Source organism: Bacillus basilensis (assembly GCF_050630465.1).
GTDB lineage: Bacteria > Bacillota > Bacilli > Bacillales > Bacillaceae_G > Bacillus_A > Bacillus_A basilensis.
The window spans coordinates 397,745-415,587 of the sequence record NZ_JBNTQO010000005.1 but is presented as its reverse complement, the minus strand read 5'-3'; the positions used below and the strand labels follow the sequence as shown (position 1 = coordinate 415,587).

Annotated in this window: 19 protein-coding genes; 6 read left to right on the top strand and 13 right to left on the bottom strand. The window is 33.7% G+C overall.

Annotated elements, in window-relative coordinates:
- Nucleotides 1-15 precede the first annotated feature (15 nt).
- Both ACQVV1_RS14125 and dsdA read right to left on the bottom strand, forming a co-directional pair.
- Nucleotides 16-1,263 carry a DUF445 domain-containing protein gene (locus ACQVV1_RS14125; RefSeq protein WP_309259975.1) on the bottom strand — a complete coding sequence of 416 codons (1,248 nt, stop codon included), beginning with the start codon at nucleotides 1,261-1,263 and terminating at the stop codon, nucleotides 16-18.
- A 144-nt stretch (nucleotides 1,264-1,407) separates the two neighbouring features.
- Entirely contained in the window at nucleotides 1,408-2,748 is a 1,341-nt protein-coding gene (gene dsdA, locus ACQVV1_RS14120; RefSeq protein ID WP_242251358.1) for a D-serine ammonia-lyase, read from the bottom strand.
- A 150-nt stretch (nucleotides 2,749-2,898) separates the two neighbouring features.
- Here dsdA and ACQVV1_RS14115 point away from each other — a divergent pair, with 150 nt between their 5' ends.
- Nucleotides 2,899-3,444, top strand: a complete 546-nt coding sequence (locus ACQVV1_RS14115) for a helix-turn-helix domain-containing protein (RefSeq protein ID WP_242251355.1) — start codon at nucleotides 2,899-2,901, stop codon at nucleotides 3,442-3,444.
- Between the two features lie 50 nt (nucleotides 3,445-3,494).
- On the opposite strand, the gene ACQVV1_RS14110 is transcribed toward ACQVV1_RS14115, so the two are convergent.
- The 6 genes from ACQVV1_RS14110 to ACQVV1_RS14085 form a co-directional block, all read right to left on the bottom strand.
- Nucleotides 3,495-4,175, bottom strand: a complete 681-nt coding sequence (locus tag ACQVV1_RS14110) for a prolipoprotein diacylglyceryl transferase family protein (RefSeq protein WP_242251353.1) — start codon at nucleotides 4,173-4,175, stop codon at nucleotides 3,495-3,497.
- A gap of 17 nt (nucleotides 4,176-4,192) precedes the next feature.
- Nucleotides 4,193-4,747: a TlpA family protein disulfide reductase gene (locus tag ACQVV1_RS14105; protein WP_074610808.1), complete on the bottom strand. Its 555-nt coding sequence runs from the start codon at nucleotides 4,745-4,747 to the stop codon at nucleotides 4,193-4,195.
- 18 nt (nucleotides 4,748-4,765) lie between these two features.
- Nucleotides 4,766-5,479, bottom strand: coding sequence for a cytochrome c-type biogenesis protein CcdA (gene ccdA, locus ACQVV1_RS14100; RefSeq protein WP_431169007.1), 714 nt, complete (start codon nucleotides 5,477-5,479; stop codon nucleotides 4,766-4,768).
- 53 nt (nucleotides 5,480-5,532) lie between these two features.
- Nucleotides 5,533-6,345: a M56 family metallopeptidase gene (locus ACQVV1_RS14095; RefSeq protein WP_242251351.1), complete on the bottom strand. Its 813-nt coding sequence runs from the start codon at nucleotides 6,343-6,345 to the stop codon at nucleotides 5,533-5,535.
- Nucleotide 6,346: 1 nt separating this feature from the next.
- A complete protein-coding gene (locus ACQVV1_RS14090) occupies nucleotides 6,347-6,763 on the bottom strand; it encodes a BlaI/MecI/CopY family transcriptional regulator (protein WP_063224018.1) in 417 nt (138 codons plus the stop codon).
- A 107-nt stretch (nucleotides 6,764-6,870) separates the two neighbouring features.
- Nucleotides 6,871-7,269, bottom strand: a complete 399-nt coding sequence (locus ACQVV1_RS14085) for a DUF3942 family protein (RefSeq protein ID WP_242251350.1) — start codon at nucleotides 7,267-7,269, stop codon at nucleotides 6,871-6,873.
- Nucleotides 7,270-7,764: 495 nt separating this feature from the next.
- Here ACQVV1_RS14085 and ACQVV1_RS14080 point away from each other — a divergent pair, with 495 nt between their 5' ends.
- Nucleotides 7,765-8,463 (top strand): peptidase E, encoded by a 699-nt coding sequence (locus ACQVV1_RS14080; protein WP_242251348.1) that lies wholly within the window; start codon nucleotides 7,765-7,767, stop codon nucleotides 8,461-8,463.
- Between the two features lie 56 nt (nucleotides 8,464-8,519).
- On the opposite strand, the gene ACQVV1_RS14075 is transcribed toward ACQVV1_RS14080, so the two are convergent.
- Together ACQVV1_RS14075 and ACQVV1_RS14070 are read right to left on the bottom strand one after the other, a co-directional pair.
- Nucleotides 8,520-9,929, bottom strand: coding sequence for an MATE family efflux transporter (locus ACQVV1_RS14075; protein ID WP_242251347.1), 1,410 nt, complete (start codon nucleotides 9,927-9,929; stop codon nucleotides 8,520-8,522).
- A gap of 97 nt (nucleotides 9,930-10,026) precedes the next feature.
- Nucleotides 10,027-10,791 carry a DUF2087 domain-containing protein gene (locus ACQVV1_RS14070; RefSeq protein WP_242251346.1) on the bottom strand — a complete coding sequence of 255 codons (765 nt, stop codon included), beginning with the start codon at nucleotides 10,789-10,791 and terminating at the stop codon, nucleotides 10,027-10,029.
- A gap of 224 nt (nucleotides 10,792-11,015) precedes the next feature.
- Between ACQVV1_RS14070 and ACQVV1_RS14065 the strand changes: the two genes are divergently transcribed.
- Nucleotides 11,016-11,801, top strand: coding sequence for an MBL fold metallo-hydrolase (locus ACQVV1_RS14065; protein WP_242251345.1), 786 nt, complete (start codon nucleotides 11,016-11,018; stop codon nucleotides 11,799-11,801).
- 360 nt (nucleotides 11,802-12,161) lie between these two features.
- A complete protein-coding gene (locus ACQVV1_RS14060) occupies nucleotides 12,162-12,584 on the top strand; it encodes a PH domain-containing protein (protein WP_242251344.1) in 423 nt (140 codons plus the stop codon).
- Between the two features lie 87 nt (nucleotides 12,585-12,671).
- Here ACQVV1_RS14060 and fumC read toward each other — a convergent pair whose 3' ends face one another.
- Nucleotides 12,672-14,060 (bottom strand): class II fumarate hydratase, encoded by a 1,389-nt coding sequence (gene fumC, locus ACQVV1_RS14055; protein WP_242251342.1) that lies wholly within the window; start codon nucleotides 14,058-14,060, stop codon nucleotides 12,672-12,674.
- Between the two features lie 191 nt (nucleotides 14,061-14,251).
- Here fumC and ACQVV1_RS14050 point away from each other — a divergent pair, with 191 nt between their 5' ends.
- The gene (locus tag ACQVV1_RS14050) at nucleotides 14,252-14,962 is read left to right on the top strand and encodes an SDR family NAD(P)-dependent oxidoreductase (protein WP_242251340.1); all 711 of its coding nucleotides are present in this window, start codon (nucleotides 14,252-14,254) and stop codon (nucleotides 14,960-14,962) included.
- A 16-nt stretch (nucleotides 14,963-14,978) separates the two neighbouring features.
- A complete protein-coding gene (locus tag ACQVV1_RS14045) occupies nucleotides 14,979-15,359 on the top strand; it encodes a MerR family transcriptional regulator (RefSeq protein ID WP_242251338.1) in 381 nt (126 codons plus the stop codon).
- Between the two features lie 40 nt (nucleotides 15,360-15,399).
- On the opposite strand, the gene nhaC is transcribed toward ACQVV1_RS14045, so the two are convergent.
- Together nhaC and ACQVV1_RS14035 are read right to left on the bottom strand one after the other, a co-directional pair.
- A complete protein-coding gene (nhaC, locus tag ACQVV1_RS14040; protein WP_309259966.1) occupies nucleotides 15,400-16,803 on the bottom strand; it encodes a Na+/H+ antiporter NhaC in 1,404 nt (467 codons plus the stop codon).
- Nucleotides 16,804-17,135: 332 nt separating this feature from the next.
- A complete protein-coding gene (locus ACQVV1_RS14035) occupies nucleotides 17,136-17,795 on the bottom strand; it encodes a class I SAM-dependent methyltransferase (protein ID WP_063224028.1) in 660 nt (219 codons plus the stop codon).
- Between the last annotated feature and the right edge of the window lie 48 nt (nucleotides 17,796-17,843).

Below are 17,843 nucleotides of genomic sequence, written 5' to 3'. Positions count from 1 at the left end.
TGTGGAAGGTTTTTCTCATATAATCGCTTTAATTCCTTCTAACACTAATCCAATCATAAATCCGCAAACAGCCCCGTTTACTCGGATCCACTGTAAATCTTTACCGACGTTATTTTCAATCATTTCGATTAACGTTTTATCATCTAACTTATCAAGGTTTTCTTGTACAAGTTTTCCGATTTTCGAATGATTCTTTTCAACAAGTGTGACAACTTGTTTTTGTAACCAATCTTCTATTTTTTGAACAGTCACTTTGTCATCTTTTATTTTATTCATCTGTGTTTGTAAAAATGGAATAACATATTTATCAGTAAATTCTTCGTTATTTACAAAGGTAACTGCTCTTTGTTGTACTTGCTCAAGCATTTCTTTTATTTTGTCAGTACCATCCCAATTTGCAATCCATTTTTCTTTCCAATTTTCTAATTCTTGTAGTAACGCTTCATTTTCTTTTACATTTATAATTTCTTGACGGATTTTCGCTAATATAAGTTGTCTTGTGCTATTATCAGCGTCTTGTAAGCTGTTAATATTGCTAATAATAAACTTCTGCAAAATGCCACCAATTTTATCTTCATCTACAATATTCATAAATGATTTCAAAGTAAACTGCAAGAATCCATCTACTTTTATATTTTCCATCGCCTTCATACCTAAGCTTCCGAGCTGATAACGCGCTTCATCTTGCGCTGTCCAATCTTTCACTTTTACTAATATGTAATCAAGTGTCTTTTCATCATATTCTTGCACAACTAATTGATCAACAAGCACTTGTAAAATGTTACTTGTATTAATTGTATGCAAATATGTTTTTAATTCTTTTTCAATAATAACAGCTAACTTTTCTGTATCTATTGAAACAATCGCTTTCTCAGCAATCGTTACAATCCCCTTTTTCACAGCATCAGACTGCATTTCTCTCTCAGCAATTTGCAGCACCATTTGTGCTAGCTGCATTTCTTTTACTTTATTCGTAATACTTTCTTTCGTTAGCCACTCATTTTCTAACGTATTGATGAGCCCTTTCGTCACTCGTTTACGATTTTTAGGTAACAAAGCTGTGTGTGGAATTGGAATTCCCATCGGATGACGGAATAATGCTGTAACTGCGAACCAATCCGCAAGTCCACCAACTAACCCAGCTTCAAATCCCCCTTGTATAATCTCACCAGCTACCGTTCCTTGAAAAGGGATAGAAGCCGCAAATCCTACTCCCATAACCCCAAGCGAAATACCCGCTATATATTTAGTCTGTAATGACATCGTATACACATCCTCTTATTATGTAAAATAAAGCTTTTTGTTGTATTTATTTAATATTAGTTATCCTTTATATATACTATAAAGAACTATTGTGAAAATAACAAAGATTTTTATGCACATGAAAAAATGAGGCTACAACTAGCCTCATTTTTCTAATATTGTTAATGCCTCACCTGTTTTATAATACCCATTCATCACATCTTCTGGAACCATACTACCGCCCGTTCCCCACACAATATGAGTACCTTTTTTCATCTTCTCTGTTAACTGTTGCTTTTGTAAATACTCATCTTCTTTACATACTTTCACTGGCCCTAACATACCCGCTAATGCAGAAGGCTCTAAATAAATATTTTCCGTATCTGCTAGCTCTTTTAATAATCTATATAACTCTTCATCACTTACTGTGTAATTTCCACTCAAAAATGGTTCCATCGTTTTCCCAACAAACCCAGAAGGTCTTCCTACCGCTAGTCCGTCTGCGTCTGTTACATTATCAATCTCGATATCTTGAACGGCGATTTTATCATGAAGTCCTGTCATTAACCCGAGTAACATACATGGTGAATGTGTTGGCTCTGCAAAGAAACAATGGACGTTGTCTTTATACAATAACTTTAAACCAAATGCTACTCCGCCAGGTCCGCCACCTACTCCGCACGGAAGATAAACGAATAAAGGATGTTCTTCGTCTACTACAATCTCTAACTCTTCTAATTGTTTTTGTAAACGCGATGCTGCGACTGCGTATCCTAAAAATAAATCATGTGAGTTTTCATCATCTACAAAATAACAGCGAGGATCAGCATCTGCTTGTCTTCTTCCTTCTTCTACAGCTTTACTATAATCAGCTTCATATTCAATAACGTTTACACCTTTACTTCTTAATAAATCTTTTTTCCATTGTTTCGCGTCTGCTGACATATGAACAGTTACGTTAAAACCTAGTTTCGCACTCATAATCCCAATGCTTAGCCCTAAATTTCCTGTTGAACCGACCGCAATTGAATATTTTGCAAAAAATGCTCTACATGTATCACTATCTAAAATGGAATAATCATCTTCTTCTGTTAACATACCGTGCTGCAAAGCTAATTGTTCAGCATGTTTCAACACTTCATAAATGCCGCCTCTAGCTTTAATTGATCCTGATATCGGAAGATGACTATCACATTTTAATAATAATTCTCCTAAAATAGGTTGCTTGTAATTTTTCTCTAGAGCTTGTTTCATAGAAGGGATTTTCAATAAAGGTGATTCAATTATGCCTTTCGTCTCTTTCGTTTCAGGAAAAACTTTCACAATGTATGATGCAAAACGCTTTAACCTCTCCTCCGCATCTTTTACATTCTCTTCACTGAGTGGCGAATCTTTTATTGCCGTTTCATACTTTTCCATGTTCGGATTCACCCAAAACACTTCTTCCGTTGCGATTAATTTATTTAATAGTGGATATCGTTCTTTTAATTTCTCTATTTCCTTCATTCCTCTTCCTCCTCATCACCTTGTAGCTTACGATTTAATAAACTATAATTAAATTAATTTTAATATAGTTTAACACAAATAATTAATTTAAGTTAATTTTAATTTAATTTATTTAAATATAATTTAATAATAATCAAGGAGATTTTCAATATGGAAAATATAGATATTGGTAAAAAGATTGAAAAACAAAGAAAAGAAAAGGGCTTAACTAGTAAAGAACTAGCAAAGATGGCCGATATTACACCATCTATGTTAAGTCAAATTGAACGCGGATCTGCTAACCCTTCTATCCAAACATTAAAAGTTCTCGCTAAAGCTCTTGATGTTCCAACATTTAGCTTTTTACTTGAAGATACAAATACAGACGATTTAATTGTACGTTCTCATAAACGCAAAAAAATGATTATCGATAATTTATCATATGAAATGCTATCACCCAATTTCACAGGAAATTTAGCAACAGCGATTATGACCATCCCGCCGAATACAGCTTCATCAGAAAATGTACTAGAACATAAAGGTGAAGAATTAGCATTTGTATTAGAAGGGAAAATCACATTACATTTAAATGAAGAAGAATACATATTAGAAACGGGTGATAGTGTAAAAATACCCGCTTATTTAAAACATAAATGGGTAAATCAATTCGAGAAAAATGCTATTGTTTTATTTTCTGTTACTCCACCGATTTTTTAATAGATGTAATAAAAATAGCCACGTGCGGATTTCTCCGTACATGGCTATTTTTATTTTTTCGGCACGAACAAAATCCCTAAACTCATAACACAAAAACTGAGTAATTGCTGAACTGATAAACCAAATAGAACCGAATTCTGTTCACTAACAAGTGAAATAATGATATGAGCTAACCCCTCAACAATTAGAAAAACACTTATATTCTTTCCATTTCCTAGTCTTTCATCTTTCATCCATAGCAAGCCCATGATACAAAGGGCAAGGATGATCTCGTATGCGAAAATGGGGTGGTATAAAAATTTAGATTCATATATTTTCATTCCCCAAGGCAATGTCGTTTGTACACCTACTTCTTGGTGGAATAGAAAATAAAAAATAAGACTCATACATAGTCCATAAGGCAATGTATCAAGTAAAATACGAAGCGAGAATTGCTCCTTTTTACTTCTCCAAACAATGTATACAATCGTAAGTATGCATCCTACTACAATGTGTTGCATACTGCCTACAGCTAATAACGCTTGCATTGGTGACCTAATAGCCCATACTGGATTTAATATTGCCGGTGCAAATTTCCATACAAATACGATGATAAGAAAAGCATTTGTTACTGCATCCATCATTTTTTCATATGGTACACTTTGTTTCTTCATCTTTCGTTTCATCAACATAAATCCAAATAAACTTCCAATTATAAGAGATACTGGTTGTAACCTCACGATCCACTCCATCACTATGAAATCCCTTCTTAACTCTCAATTAATTTCTTAAATTTCTCTTCTAATTGATCTGGAGGTAATACGCCTCGTACTTGCTCTACGATAATTCCATCTTTATTAACAAAAAATGTCGTTGGTAAAGAAAATACTTTATAATCTAATCCAGCTACTCCGTCCATATCTAATAAAACAGGAAACTTAAATCCGTGACGATCTGCAAATGCGCTCGCTTCTTGTACTGGATCTCCAATAGTTGCATTTACCGCAAAAATTTCAACATCTTTTTTATATTTATCATACATACGAACTAAGTCTGGTGCCTCCATTTCACATGGACCGCACCATGATGCCCAAAAATTAATAAGATATGGTTTTCCTTTTGCATCATTTAACGAATGCAGCTTCCCGTCTAATCCTTTTAATGTTATGTCTGGTGCCTTAAATCCTACTTGTGGTAATACTTCTGTTTTTTGTAATTCCGCTTGTTTTGCTTTTCTTTCTTTTTCTTCTTTCTTTGAATTATAAAAATTAACTCCGGCCCAAATTAGTGCTCCGGCCAGTATAATCGCAATTAGTTTTTTCACTTTTCTTCCTCCTCATTATTAAAAGCCTGTAAATCCACCGAATAGACGAATAAAGAATGCTGTAATCTTCGTCATTTGATTTGTGTACAATAAAATACCTGTTATAATCATCATTCCACCGCCAATTTTCATCATGACATTGGCATATGTAACAATCCATTTTACCTTCCCAATAAAGAATGCCATCACGAAAAATGGAACCGCAAACCCAAGAGTATACGCTGTAATATAAAGAAGTGCCCCTTCAGGATTCGTTGCGCCAAGCATGAGTACAGCTGAAAATATCGGTCCAACACATGGCGTCCAACCCGCTGCATATGTCATACCGACTAAAATCGAGCGAATATATCCAGTCGATTTACTTCTATACTGCACCTTTTTCTCTGCCATAAGCCACTTAGGCTGAAACAAGCCCGTCATAAATAGCCCCATTAAAACAATAAAAATCCCACCAATTTGTTGAATCAATTTTTGGTTAGATGAAAATGTTATTCCAATCCAGCTTACCGATAAACCTAACGCGTAAAATATAACCGAAAATCCGATCATAAAAAATATGGTATGTATAATCGCTGATTTTTGCATAATCCCACGATTTTCTTTTAGATCTTGAATAGACACACCTGTAATATAAGATAAATAAGATGGATAGAGCGGTAAAGAGCACGGTGATATAAATGACAATACTCCCGCCCCAGCTACAAGCCAAATTGTTAAATCTGCTGCATTCATTTTATTCCCCCTAAAACACTACAATAAGTAGTGTTAATTCTTAAAAAAAGAGGCTATATGCACTCTCCGACAATAAGTACAACCGACATACAGAATAAACCTGCTGTTACATATACCGAATTCGTATGTAACGGAATAGTAAGCTTAACAACCTTTTCATTTAACACTTGCTCGATTCGTAAATTTATTGCTGTTTTTGCAAATGAAGCTGTAACACATCGATTTTCCATTGTCTTTATTTTAATTAATTTTAATAACGCGCTACCTAACTCAAATGAAGATTCCATTTTTTGCATCGCATATTTATCAGCAGCTAGCTCCTGATACGTGTGATACCGCTGTAACAACCCTTTTAATATCGGTATGTACATCATTCCTTCTGCTAATAGCGTAAAACAAAATAATTTTAAAGGATCACGATTATTTTGATGATATTCTTCATGGAAAATAATTGCATCCATTTCTTCATCTGAAAATGTTTGAAGCATCCCTTCTGACATGACAACTTTCGGACGAAATAACCCAATTGTAAATGCCGCAACTTCTGCGGTCGGCAATATATATATGTGTTTTCCTTTTCGAACGCAAGGGATAAGTACTTTTTGTAATCTTTTACTATAGAAAAATTGTCGCCAAATTCTTTTGCACACGATTAATACAGTAAGTAATAATAATCCAGCGATTATAATACGAATGAGCGATAATTCTTTCATATGTTTTTCTAACTGGAACAAGCAAAAATTTGAAAGAAAGAGCATCTTATTTTGAAACAGAAATGGATATGTAACGTAATACACTAACATACTGAAAAAGAGGGTACTAACAATTACTGCTAACAATACGATTTTACGCATTTGCCATTTCATTTCATGAATCCTCTTTTTTTAACTGACTCAATTTATCTTCTAACTTTTTTATTAAAGTCGGATCAGCCTGCTCTAACTCATCTAGCATATGATTTACAACTAAATCTCCAAATTCCCCCATCAATTCCTGTGTCATTTTCTTCGTTTGATTGGATAAGAATTCTTCTTTTGTTTGTACAGCACGATATATGCCACTTCTTTTTACAGTCTGTTTTTCTAAGTGTAATTTCTCTACTAACCTGTTCATAACTGTCATAACAGTGTTAAAATTCACAGGTGATTCTTCACTTAATTTCTGCTGCACTTCTTTAATCGTAATACCTTCGTTAGACCAAACAATCTCCATAATTTTCGCTTCAAGCGGTCCAAAGAAATGATTTAACCCTTGCTCATTTAACTTATAGTTTTGAGTAAACATAGTATAGCTCCTTTCACACTACGAATTGTAGTATAAATTAAATGAAAGGTCAAATGTGAATGAGATACACTAAAATTCACTACCTATAAATACATAGGCCATTCCATTCATTTTAAACCTAATTTTTCTCCAAATGTATCAAAGAGATACTGCTCTAATATTTGTACACTAAACTTCTCATTACGCCCAAATGCAAACAATTCCCGATCTTTCGCTACGATAGTATCTAACGGGATAACGACATTATCCACTATTTTTGTAATTTCAATGATGTTACTTTTTACATTTACCTCTGTTTTAAATTCAATGTTTTCTAATACGATATGCGAGCGTCTTCCTGATGCAAAAAAAGTAAAGTTAGGATTTTTATAAATACCAATTTCACTCTCTAGCGGATATAAATACTGAAAAATGATATCTCTATGTCCATCTTTTATTATTTTTTCATCCTTCTCATCATCCAAGTATTCTTTCACCTTCGTTGTAAATTCGAATCGAAAATCCACTTTTTTCACGCTCCCTCTTTGTATTTTTATATTAAATAAATATATTGAAATAATTTTACCATATTGTAATACAAGTTCCTATTAAAAGTAAAAACTCATTTGTAAAATCTCTATTATTTCCCATTCCTTTTTAAAGTATAAGCACTCATTCAATATGAATTCAAGCTTCTTTATATCCATTTAAACATATTGTTTCCATATTTTGAAACAATAGTATGAAGTGTTATATATCGATAAAATGAAACTTTAATCATTGGGGGTTTTTGATCCCCCGTCTAACTCCTTTACTTTCACTGAATTTTGAGTTGGGGGTCTTACTGCCCAGCAAATAGCGGGATAAACTGTTTCTAATTCATTTTTCTATATAGCTATCCCCCCTTTACTATTCCGATATATTTAAACTATATTTTCTACTTAATCATTACATCACAGAAGGAATGTAACTCTCTTCTATCGAATTTTTATATAACAAAAATGATTAGGTGGTGCTTTACTATGAAATTAGCTGTCATTGGTGGCGGTGATTTACAAGATTCAAATCACTTGCCTATTAATGAGCGACTTATAGAATTAACAAATAAACAGTATCCAAAAGTATTATTCATTCCAACAGCTAGTCATGATGATGAAAGTTATATAACATTATTTTTAGACACGTTCGAAAAACAATTACACTGTGAAGTACAAATTTTACGTATTATAGCCGATACACCTTCTAAATATGAACTAGACGAAATGATTCAATCAGCCGATTTAATTTATCTTGGCGGCGGGAACTATATTCAAATGATTACAGAATGGAAAGAACATAAACTCGATGAAAAATTACTATTGGCTCTGCAGCAAGGAACTCTCATTGCCGGGTACAGCGCTGGTGCTATGTGTTGGTTCACCTCTAGCATCCGATCAGATTATGAAGGTTCTGGTTATATAGAGAGCAACGGCTGGGGGATTGTGAACAAAAGGTTTTGTCCACATTATAATCAATTAAATAGAATGAACGCCTTCCATTCCTTTTTACAAAATCATCAAGGTAATATAGAAGGAATTGCACTAGAGGATAATTGCGCTTTATATATTACAGAAGAATCTTTTGAAATTATCGGTGAACCAGAGAAAGCGTGGGAGTTTTATATGAGTGATAACAAACTCATTAGACAACATTTTGATATTACTTTAAAAAGCTATTTATAAAGATACCTTTACAAAAAATGTCCCTAAGTAAAATAACTTAGGGACATTTTCAATGTTTAACTCACTAATCGTGTAATTCGTTTCTTCTGCCATGAAAGCTTATAATATGCATATTGTAGTATTAAGCTGACAATAAACGCTGCTGGGTACCCAATCCATATTCCTTCTATGCCAAGACTTGTATGGTAAGAAAGGTAATACGCTACAGGTACTTCAACAAGCCATATTGATACAACGCCGATAACAGTTGGCCATAATACTGTACCACTTGCTCGCATTGTCGCACTAATAATTTGCGCATGACCGAAGATTAAATAACTCCATAATGTAATCATAACTAGGCTATGAGCAATTTCAATTGTAGTTTGACTCGTTAAAAATAGTGATAGAATGTCTCTTGAGAACAAGTAAATAAGAGATATTAGCACACCACCGATGACGTAGTTCATAATAATTCCGGCCTTCACAACTTTCTGCAATCGATCAAATTGATTCGCCCCAATTGATTGTGCCGCAAAAATGGAAACTGTAATACCAAGGCTAACTGCTGGCATTTGTACATAACTTGCAACTTGGTTTACAACGCCATATGCCGCTGTTGCATCCGAACCGTAACGATTTACAAACGCGATTACCGCAATTTCAGATAATGAAACTAATATCATATTAATACTTGCTGGAATACCAAGTCGTAGCAATAACTTTAATAACTCCCCATCCATTCGAAGATATTTTCTAACCGTGCCATCTAGTTGTAATGGGTGATTTTTCTTCTTTAAATACATCAGCATAACAATAAACGTAATAACTGTAGATATAACAGAAGCATAGGCTGCCCCATACACATCTAATTTCGGAGCTCCTAACCATCCAAAAATAAGAATTGGTAATAAAATCATATTTAGCGCTGTACTTACAATTAAAAAGTAAAATGGCGTTTTAGAATCTCCTGTACCTCTCATAAATGTTGTGTATGCGAAATATAAAAATAATACTGGCATCGATATAAATAATATACGTGCATAATGTACACTTATCTCAATAATATTTTCTGGCGTTCCCATAAGGCGCATAATATCCATCGCAAAAATACTGCCTATTATCGCCAATACAACTCCAATAATAAAGGTAAATGTCAGCGTCGTACCAACGATAGCTTTTAAACGATCTTCGTTTTTAGCACCAAACGCCTGACCAATTAAAATAGAACTTCCTGAACCAATACCAATTACAAATGAAACGAGTAAGAAAAATAGCGGAAAGAATGCTGATATGGCCGCTAAATCATTAACTCCAAGCCATCTTCCTACTACTACCATCCCAAATAATTGTCCAACTGATTGTAATACATTACTTAATAGTAACGGTACTAAAAACATGGACATCGATTTCCATATCGGTTTACTCTCACTTTCTAACTTATGTGACTCCGCACCTTCTTTATTGTTATCTGTAGGTGGTTTCAAATTTCATTTCTCCTTTTAATAAAAATCTGTTTTTCAACTTCCATCTCTTTGTATAGTTGTTATTATAATGTGCTTCTATTCATTTTTTTCCGTACTATTATAACTTCACCCAATATTGGCTTCCATCAGCTGTTCTATCTAAAAATCCATATTCAATTAAATATCTTCTTAAAGTTACGAAATCCGGGTATACGCTTTCTATGACAGTATTTACTTCTTTTTCAGTGTACTTTTTATTACTATCAAACTTCGTCACTAAATGGCGTAATATAATTAATTTACGCTTTTGCTTTTTCGGGAATTTAGAAAGCGGTCCATCTAATCCTTCTGTAAAATGAGCTTTTAATACTTCATCATTTTCTTCTTCTGTAATATTGTAACGATCATCTACCATCGTTGCTGTTCTATGAATAGATACAAATTTCGTTTGTACTTTTGATTTTTCTTCTGACAGTTCCATTAACGCTAAAAACACTTTCGCTTGTTTCATTTTCTCTCGAAGTGTAAATCGATGATTGCGAATGGTTGATGTACTTCCGCCATCCATCTCTTTTACAATCTCTTTATCATTCAGCCCCATATGGAAAAACTGAACCATCTTCTTTTGCAAATCAGTTACACCAGTATACTTCTTATCAAGATTTATTAAATAATCAAACATAGACGTATGTTCATTTTGCACATGCACTTGTACAAACTTCTCTGCATCATACAAAACTTGATTATCTTGATAAATAACTCCCTTAATAAACGTTTCTCCACAAGCTAAACAAATATACTCCTCTGTTTCCTCATCAAACACATACCCTTTTTTCAATTCCTCCACCGACGCATCCCAAAACTTCTCTGAAATATCACTCATACTAAACACTCCTTCAAAATGTTTATCTAAAAACAAACAAATTTCAACATCGTTTATTATCACTTCATCATCTTAACACAATCAAAATAAACATTTCAATGTTTCGTTTACCTATTTTATAAACTTTTATAAAAACATCTATTAGATATTCTTTAAAAAGGAAATCAAGCAACAAAAAACGAATGTATTTAATGAATGAATTACGATAGGATGTGAAACAAAACATGACTATTTTACAAGACCCATGGTTTACTGTTAAACAAATTGCCCAAAATACATATGCGATTAGTGAATATGGACATTGGGAGAAAGTACATTCCTTCTTACTTGTAGGCGATACTACCGCACTCCTTATCGATACTGGACTAGGTATCGATAATCTGAAGCGTATAACTGACCAACTAACAAACTTACCAATTACTGTTGTCACAACACATGTCCATTGGGATCATATCGGTAGTCACGCACAATTTGAAGAAATCTATGTACATGCTTTAGAAGCGGATTGGCTCATTAATGGCATAAAAGGACTTCCTATTACTCAAATTAGGCACGACATCGCTCGTGATATTACTTTACCTACACCTAAAACATTTCAACCTAAAACATTCAAACCCTTTCAAGGAACACCAATAAAATTACTACAAGATGGAGATATGATTGATATCGGAAATAGGAAAATTCAAATTATACATACGCCAGGTCACTCACCGGGGCATATTTGCCTATACGATTATGAAACTGCTTTTTTATTCACAGGAGATTTACTTTATGAAGGCACGATTTTTGCATTTTATCCATCAACAAACCCTGTAGATTTAGTTCAGTCTCTAAATACAATTACAAACCTCTTTCCTATTAAACAAATTTTTGGTTCACATCATACCCTCGGCCTTTCACCTGTTATATTGAAAGAAGTGAAATATGCTATTCAATATTTAAATGATAAAGAGCTGATTAAACATGGGACTGGTATTCACACATTCCAAAACTTCAGCCTTCAATTTTAACTACAAAAAGGTGTTTTCGTATACGAAAACACCTTTTACTCATTATATATTCTATTTACAACCTCTACTAAAGCTTTACTTACCTGTACAAATGTATGCTTTCGGTTTCCATCCTCAATAAATTTATTAGCACAACTACCCATAATTATCATACAACTAATTATGACTAACGCTACCTTTCTATTCTTGTAAGTCACTTCATGCCACTCCACTATTACAAAACTTCTTTTGAATTTATCCCATCAAGAAATTTTACATGAATAATAAGCCGAAGGAATATGCAATTCTGCATATTTACACGTTTTATCAAGATGTTATGATTTAATTTAGCTAAAGAACACGTATACCGGGGTGACTAACTTGAAATTTAAAGCGAAAAAAAATCCATTTCACGTCATTTTTATTTCATTATTTATCATAATTTTTTTCATTTCGTTATTCTTCCAAAATGAAAATTCTATTTTTTTCACTCTCATGATGGTGCTAAATGTCGTTAATCTTGCTTCATTCTATTTTTCTCACTACCATATAACCGCGTCATCTCTTATTGTAAAACACGGTTTCATATTTCATACTGAAATTCCTTTTGAAGACATTCGTCATGTTAAATACTCTGGTAAAAAACTTCATTCAAAAAAATGGACTAGACAGCAATTAGAACTACATTACAATTTATTTGACTCAGTAACTGTTTTTGTACCCCAAAAAGAAGAAAAGTTCATTTCACTCTTAAAAGAAAACTGTCCACATATGAAAGTATTGAATATACCTACTAACAAATAATATAGTTTGGCACTTACAGTAATACAAATAGAAAAGATAAATATTAAAAAAGCCAAGATTCTATACTAAGAACCTTGGCTTTTTCTATTATTCTTTCGGAGCAATCATTTTTTTCGGATCTACAATTTCATCAAATTGTTCTTCTGTTAGTAACCCAGAGTGCAGTGCTGCTTCTTTTAAAGTTAACCCTTCTTTATGAGCATGCTTCGCAATTTTCGCTGCATTTTCATATCCGATGTGCGGGTTTAATGCTGTGACAAGCATTAATGAACGATTCACATTCTCTTTAATTACTTCTTCATCTGCTTCAATACCAACTGCACAATTATCATTAAATGAAACAATTGCATCTGCTAATAAGTGAGCGGATTGTAAGAAGTTATATGCAATAACTGGTTTAAATACGTTTAACTCAAAATTACCTTGGCTAGCAGCAAATCCAATTGTTGCGTCATTTCCCATCACTTGCGCTACAACCATCGTTAACGCTTCACTTTGTGTTGGATTTACTTTACCTGGCATAATAGAGCTTCCTGGCTCATTTGCCGGAATAATAATTTCTCCTAGACCACTACGTGGACCACTTGCCAACCAGCGCACATCATTCGCGATCTTCATCAAATCAGCTGCTAATGCTTTTAATGCACCATGCGTATATACAACTTCATCATGGCTCGTTAATGCGTGGAACTTATTTGGCGCAGAAATAAATTGCTTACCTGTAAATTGGCTAATTTCCTCTGATACCATCTCACCAAATTTAGGGTGAGCATTAATACCTGTTCCAACTGCAGTACCACCAATCGCAAGCTCTTTCATATATGTATTGCTCTCTGCAATCATACGCTCTGTTTTTTCAAGCATACGGTGCCATCCGCTAATTTCTTGTCCTAATGTTAACGGCGTTGCATCTTGCAAATGTGTGCGACCAATTTTTATAATATGTTCAAATGCAGTTACTTTTCCTGCTAAAGTTTCTTTTAATTTCGTAATTGCTGGTAATACGTGATTTTCTACTGCGATTACACACGCTACATGAAGCGCCGTTGGAAATGTATCATTTGAACTTTGAGACATGTTCACATCATCATTCGGATGAATATGTACATCAGATCCCTTCTCTTTCAAAATTTGATTCCCACGGTTTGCAATTACTTCATTCACATTCATGTTTGACTGTGTACCACTACCCGTTTGCCAGACGACAAGCGGAAAATGTTCATTCCATTTCCCTGCAATTACTTCATCTGCTGCTTCCACAATTGCTTCTGCTTTTTCTTCTGATAGCTTTCCTAATTTTTGATTGCTAAGCGCTGCACTCTTCTTTAAAATTGCAAATGCTTTTACAATTTCAAGCGGCATTTGCTCTGTTCCAATTGGGAAGTTTTCTTTACTACGTTGTGTTTGTGCTGCCCATAATTTATCAGCTGGAACTTTTATTTCTCCTATTGTATCTCTTTCAATTCTGTACTCCATTTTTTCATCCCCTTGAAAATAAAATACCTACATCTCTTATAATAACAGACTTTCTCTTAAATGATAAGGATTCTCACTCTTATATATAGATATTCTGTATTTATTTTTAAAAATTCCTCTTGACCTAAACTTAAGTTTAGGCTGTATCCTTTCCTTTGTAACCTACTATAACAATACTGGAGGAATTCAATATGAAAAAATATGCTTTCATAACAGGTGCGAATAAAGGAATTGGATATGAACTTGTTCGTCAATTAGCCGAAAAAGATTATCACGTATTTTTAGGCGCTCGCAATAAACAGCTTGGACAACAAGCTGTACAATCTTTACATGTATCAAACGTTTCCTATATTCAAGTAGATATTTCAAGTTCACAATCCATTCAAGAAGCAAACAAGAAAATTCATGAAACGACTGACCACTTAGATTTATTAATCAATAACGCAGGCATAGCACTAGACTTCAACACGCTACCTAGTGAATTAAATATTGAAACTTTACGTCAAGGATTTGAAGTTAACTTTTTTGGAACATTCCAAATGGTGCAAGCCTTTTTACCATTATTAAAGAAATCAAGCAACAGTAAAATTATCAATATAACAACTGACATGGCTTCATTAACAATGTTTGCTAATGGTGAAACACATCCAATTAATGCGTTAGGGTATAATTCTTCAAAAACAGCTATTAATGCTTTAATATTAGCTTTTAGTAAAGAATTTAGTACAAACGGCCCAGAAATTTTTGGAGTAACTCCCGGTTTTACAACTACTGACCTTAATGGTAATTCCCCAGGTGGCCATACGACCAATGAAAGTGCTAAAATTATTATTAAATATGCAGTAAGTGAAACAAACTATAATGGTAAAATATTAAATAAAGATGGAATTATAACTTGGTAGTAAAAGGATGAATTCTATGTATTATACGATCGGTCAAGTCGCCAAAATGCAACACTTAACTATTTCTCAAATACGTTATTACGATAAACAAGGACTGTTCCCTTTTCTTCAAAGAAATGAAAAAGGGGATCGAGTTTTTGACGAAGAAGCACTGAAATATTTAGAAATGATTTTATGCTTAAAAAACACCGGTATGCCAATTCAAAAAATAAAACAATTTATCGACTGGTCTATGGAGGGAGAACCTACTATCCTTCAACGGTTGGAATTAATGAAACAACAGGAGACCAATGTCTTACAGCTCATTCAAGACACTGAAAAAAACTTAAAAAAGATACAACAAAAAATTGCTAATTATGAGAACGAAATAACTTTAGCAAATACTATTACCAAATAAAAAAATCACCTTCTACATGTTGTAGAAGGTGATTTTCATTTTATGATGCTTGCTTTCCTTTATCTGCATCATCCACATACCAAATGAATTTGCCTGTATATCCATAAATAACTGCTAAGATTAATGAAACAAAGCTTAACCACATAAATGGAACGTATGAGAACGTTGCTACACCTAAAATACCAGCCATAAAAATACCATTATCAGACCATGGAACCATACCTGAAGTTAGCGTTCCACCTACTTCTGAGTTACGTGCTAATACACGACGGTCTATTTTTAATTTATCATAGCTATCTTCCATAATTTTCGGTGTTAAAATTAGTGATACATACATCGCACAACCAAATATATTGGCTAAGAATGCTACGATTAATGTAGACAATGTTACATTACCCGCAGAATTTAATTTCTTCTCAAATTTTGATACAATCACTTTTAAAACACCTAGTTTTTCAAGTAATCCACCAAATCCTAAACCGAAAATGATAACGGCTACTGAGCCAAGCATACCGTTAATTCCACCACGGTTTAATAACTTGTCAACAAACTCAACACCAGATTGAATTGAGAATCCGTTATACGCTGTTCCAATCGCATCTCCAAAGTTCATTCCTTGGAAAAGAGTTGCCCAAATTGCACCAATTAATGCTCCCATTGCAATTGTTGGCATAGACGGTTTCTTCATTGCTAATAGTACAATGACAATGATCGCCGGAACTAACATCCATATTTTAATATCAAAGTGTTTTAATAATGATTCCTTTAAAAATTCTACTCGATTTAAATCTACGTTATCTCCGCCATACATCCAACCAGCTACAGTAAACATAATGCTAGTGATAATATACGCTGGAACGTCTAATACGAGCATAGCTCGTACGTGTGCAATAACATCTACTTTTGCCATAGATGCTGCAAGTACTGTACTATCAGAAAGTGGTGATAATTTATCTCCGAAATAAGCTCCTGAAAGAACTGCACCAGCAACAAGTGGTAATGGTAACCCAAGACCTTCACCAATTGCCATCATAGCAATACCTGCTGTTCCAACTGTTCCCCATGATGTTCCTGTCGCGATAGAAGTTATCGAACAAATAATTAATGTTGCTAATAGGAATATGCTAGGATGAATAAATTCTAATCCATAATAGATTAATGTTGGTACAACACCACCAGCAATCCATGTTCCAATTAAAGCACCTACTGCAACTAAAATGAGTATTGCTTCTAATCCGTTAGAAATCCCTTTCGTAATTGCATCTTGCAATTCTTGATAACGAAATCCTAATCTTAATCCAAGCGCAATTACTAAAAACCATGAAATAAATAGCGCTAATTGAATTGGGAGATCAAAAATCGTTTGGAAGGAAAAGACAACAGCAAGAAATAGTAATAAAAGAACTATGATTTCTAGCATCGATGGTAATCTTACACTTTTCATTTTTTTCTCTCCTTACAAGTCGATAACATGACGTATGTCGTCTTACATGTATGTAATATACAATTAGCGAAGACAAAACAAAATTTTCATATTATTTCGATTTATTTTTCCAGTATAATATATGGACACCTTTTCTATTGTAAAAGTAGATGCTACTTTTCGCAATGGAAAATATAAAAAATGTTACATTTTTTATATTTAACAATCAAAGAGTAACTTTTTTTATATTTGCTACCATAAAACTTTTTACTATTATGCTCACCGTTTTAAGGACTATCATTATTCCCCACATAAAAAAAGCACACATCATTCAAATGATGCGTGCTCCACTTTTATTTATACATATCTTGTATTTCTTCTTTATTTTTAAGGATTTCCACAAAATTATCGCTACAACCTTTCGGAAATAACACTCCAAGCCCATATGAATGCTCAAACTGAAAATGAGGATACTTCGCTTTGACCTCATCCCAAAATTTATACACACCGAAGTTTCGATCTTTCACCTCAATATCGTGAAATAGCACGATACCGTTATTCGCAAGTTTCGGTAACCATGTTTTATAATCATGAGAAACTGCTTCATACGTATGATAGCCATCAATGTGCAACAAATTTATCGTTCCATCTTGAAACTGATCCACAGCCTCGTCAAAAGTAGACCGAATTAAATTACCTATATTTGGATAACTCATATTTACCACTTTATCTACGATTTGGAAAACACCTTCTCCATATGGACCTGTATGCCCGTCTCCTGTCCAAGTATCTACAGCAAAACATTTTGTAGCTAATCCCCCATCCTTTACCCCTTGACAAAAACTGAAAAAAGAAGCGCCTAGATGTGTACCTAGCTCAACTAATATTTCTGGTTTTTCAAATCTTACTAAATCGTATGCGAACTCCAAATGCCCAAGCCAGGCAGTATTCGCACGAATAAATGGACTAAAATTATCAAATTCAAATGTTGGTTTATGAGTAACCCAGTTCATCGCTTATCTCCTTCTACACATATTTTTAACAAACCAAATTACTCTTAT

Excerpts from the sequence above, each read along its gene's own strand:
- ACQVV1_RS14125 (WP_309259975.1), bottom strand. The coding sequence starts at position 1,263 with ATGTCATTACAGACTAAATATATAGCGGGTATTTCGCTTGGGGTTATG.
- dsdA (WP_242251358.1), bottom strand. The coding sequence starts at position 2,748 with ATGAAGGAAATAGAGAAATTAAAAGAACGATATCCACTATTAAATAAA.
- ACQVV1_RS14115 (WP_242251355.1), top strand. The coding sequence starts at position 2,899 with ATGGAAAATATAGATATTGGTAAAAAGATTGAAAAACAAAGAAAAGAA.
- ACQVV1_RS14110 (WP_242251353.1), bottom strand. The coding sequence starts at position 4,175 with ATGGAGTGGATCGTGAGGTTACAACCAGTATCTCTTATAATTGGAAGT.
- ccdA (WP_431169007.1), bottom strand. The coding sequence starts at position 5,479 with ATGAATGCAGCAGATTTAACAATTTGGCTTGTAGCTGGGGCGGGAGTA.
- ACQVV1_RS14095 (WP_242251351.1), bottom strand. The coding sequence starts at position 6,345 with ATGAAATGGCAAATGCGTAAAATCGTATTGTTAGCAGTAATTGTTAGT.
- ACQVV1_RS14090 (WP_063224018.1), bottom strand. The coding sequence starts at position 6,763 with ATGTTTACTCAAAACTATAAGTTAAATGAGCAAGGGTTAAATCATTTC.
- ACQVV1_RS14080 (WP_242251348.1), top strand. The coding sequence starts at position 7,765 with ATGAAATTAGCTGTCATTGGTGGCGGTGATTTACAAGATTCAAATCAC.
- ACQVV1_RS14070 (WP_242251346.1), bottom strand. The coding sequence starts at position 10,791 with ATGAGTGATATTTCAGAGAAGTTTTGGGATGCGTCGGTGGAGGAATTG.
- ACQVV1_RS14065 (WP_242251345.1), top strand. The coding sequence starts at position 11,016 with ATGACTATTTTACAAGACCCATGGTTTACTGTTAAACAAATTGCCCAA.
- fumC (WP_242251342.1), bottom strand. The coding sequence starts at position 14,060 with ATGGAGTACAGAATTGAAAGAGATACAATAGGAGAAATAAAAGTTCCA.
- ACQVV1_RS14050 (WP_242251340.1), top strand. The coding sequence starts at position 14,252 with ATGAAAAAATATGCTTTCATAACAGGTGCGAATAAAGGAATTGGATAT.
- ACQVV1_RS14045 (WP_242251338.1), top strand. The coding sequence starts at position 14,979 with ATGTATTATACGATCGGTCAAGTCGCCAAAATGCAACACTTAACTATT.
- nhaC (WP_309259966.1), bottom strand. The coding sequence starts at position 16,803 with ATGAAAAGTGTAAGATTACCATCGATGCTAGAAATCATAGTTCTTTTA.
- ACQVV1_RS14035 (WP_063224028.1), bottom strand. The coding sequence starts at position 17,795 with ATGAACTGGGTTACTCATAAACCAACATTTGAATTTGATAATTTTAGT.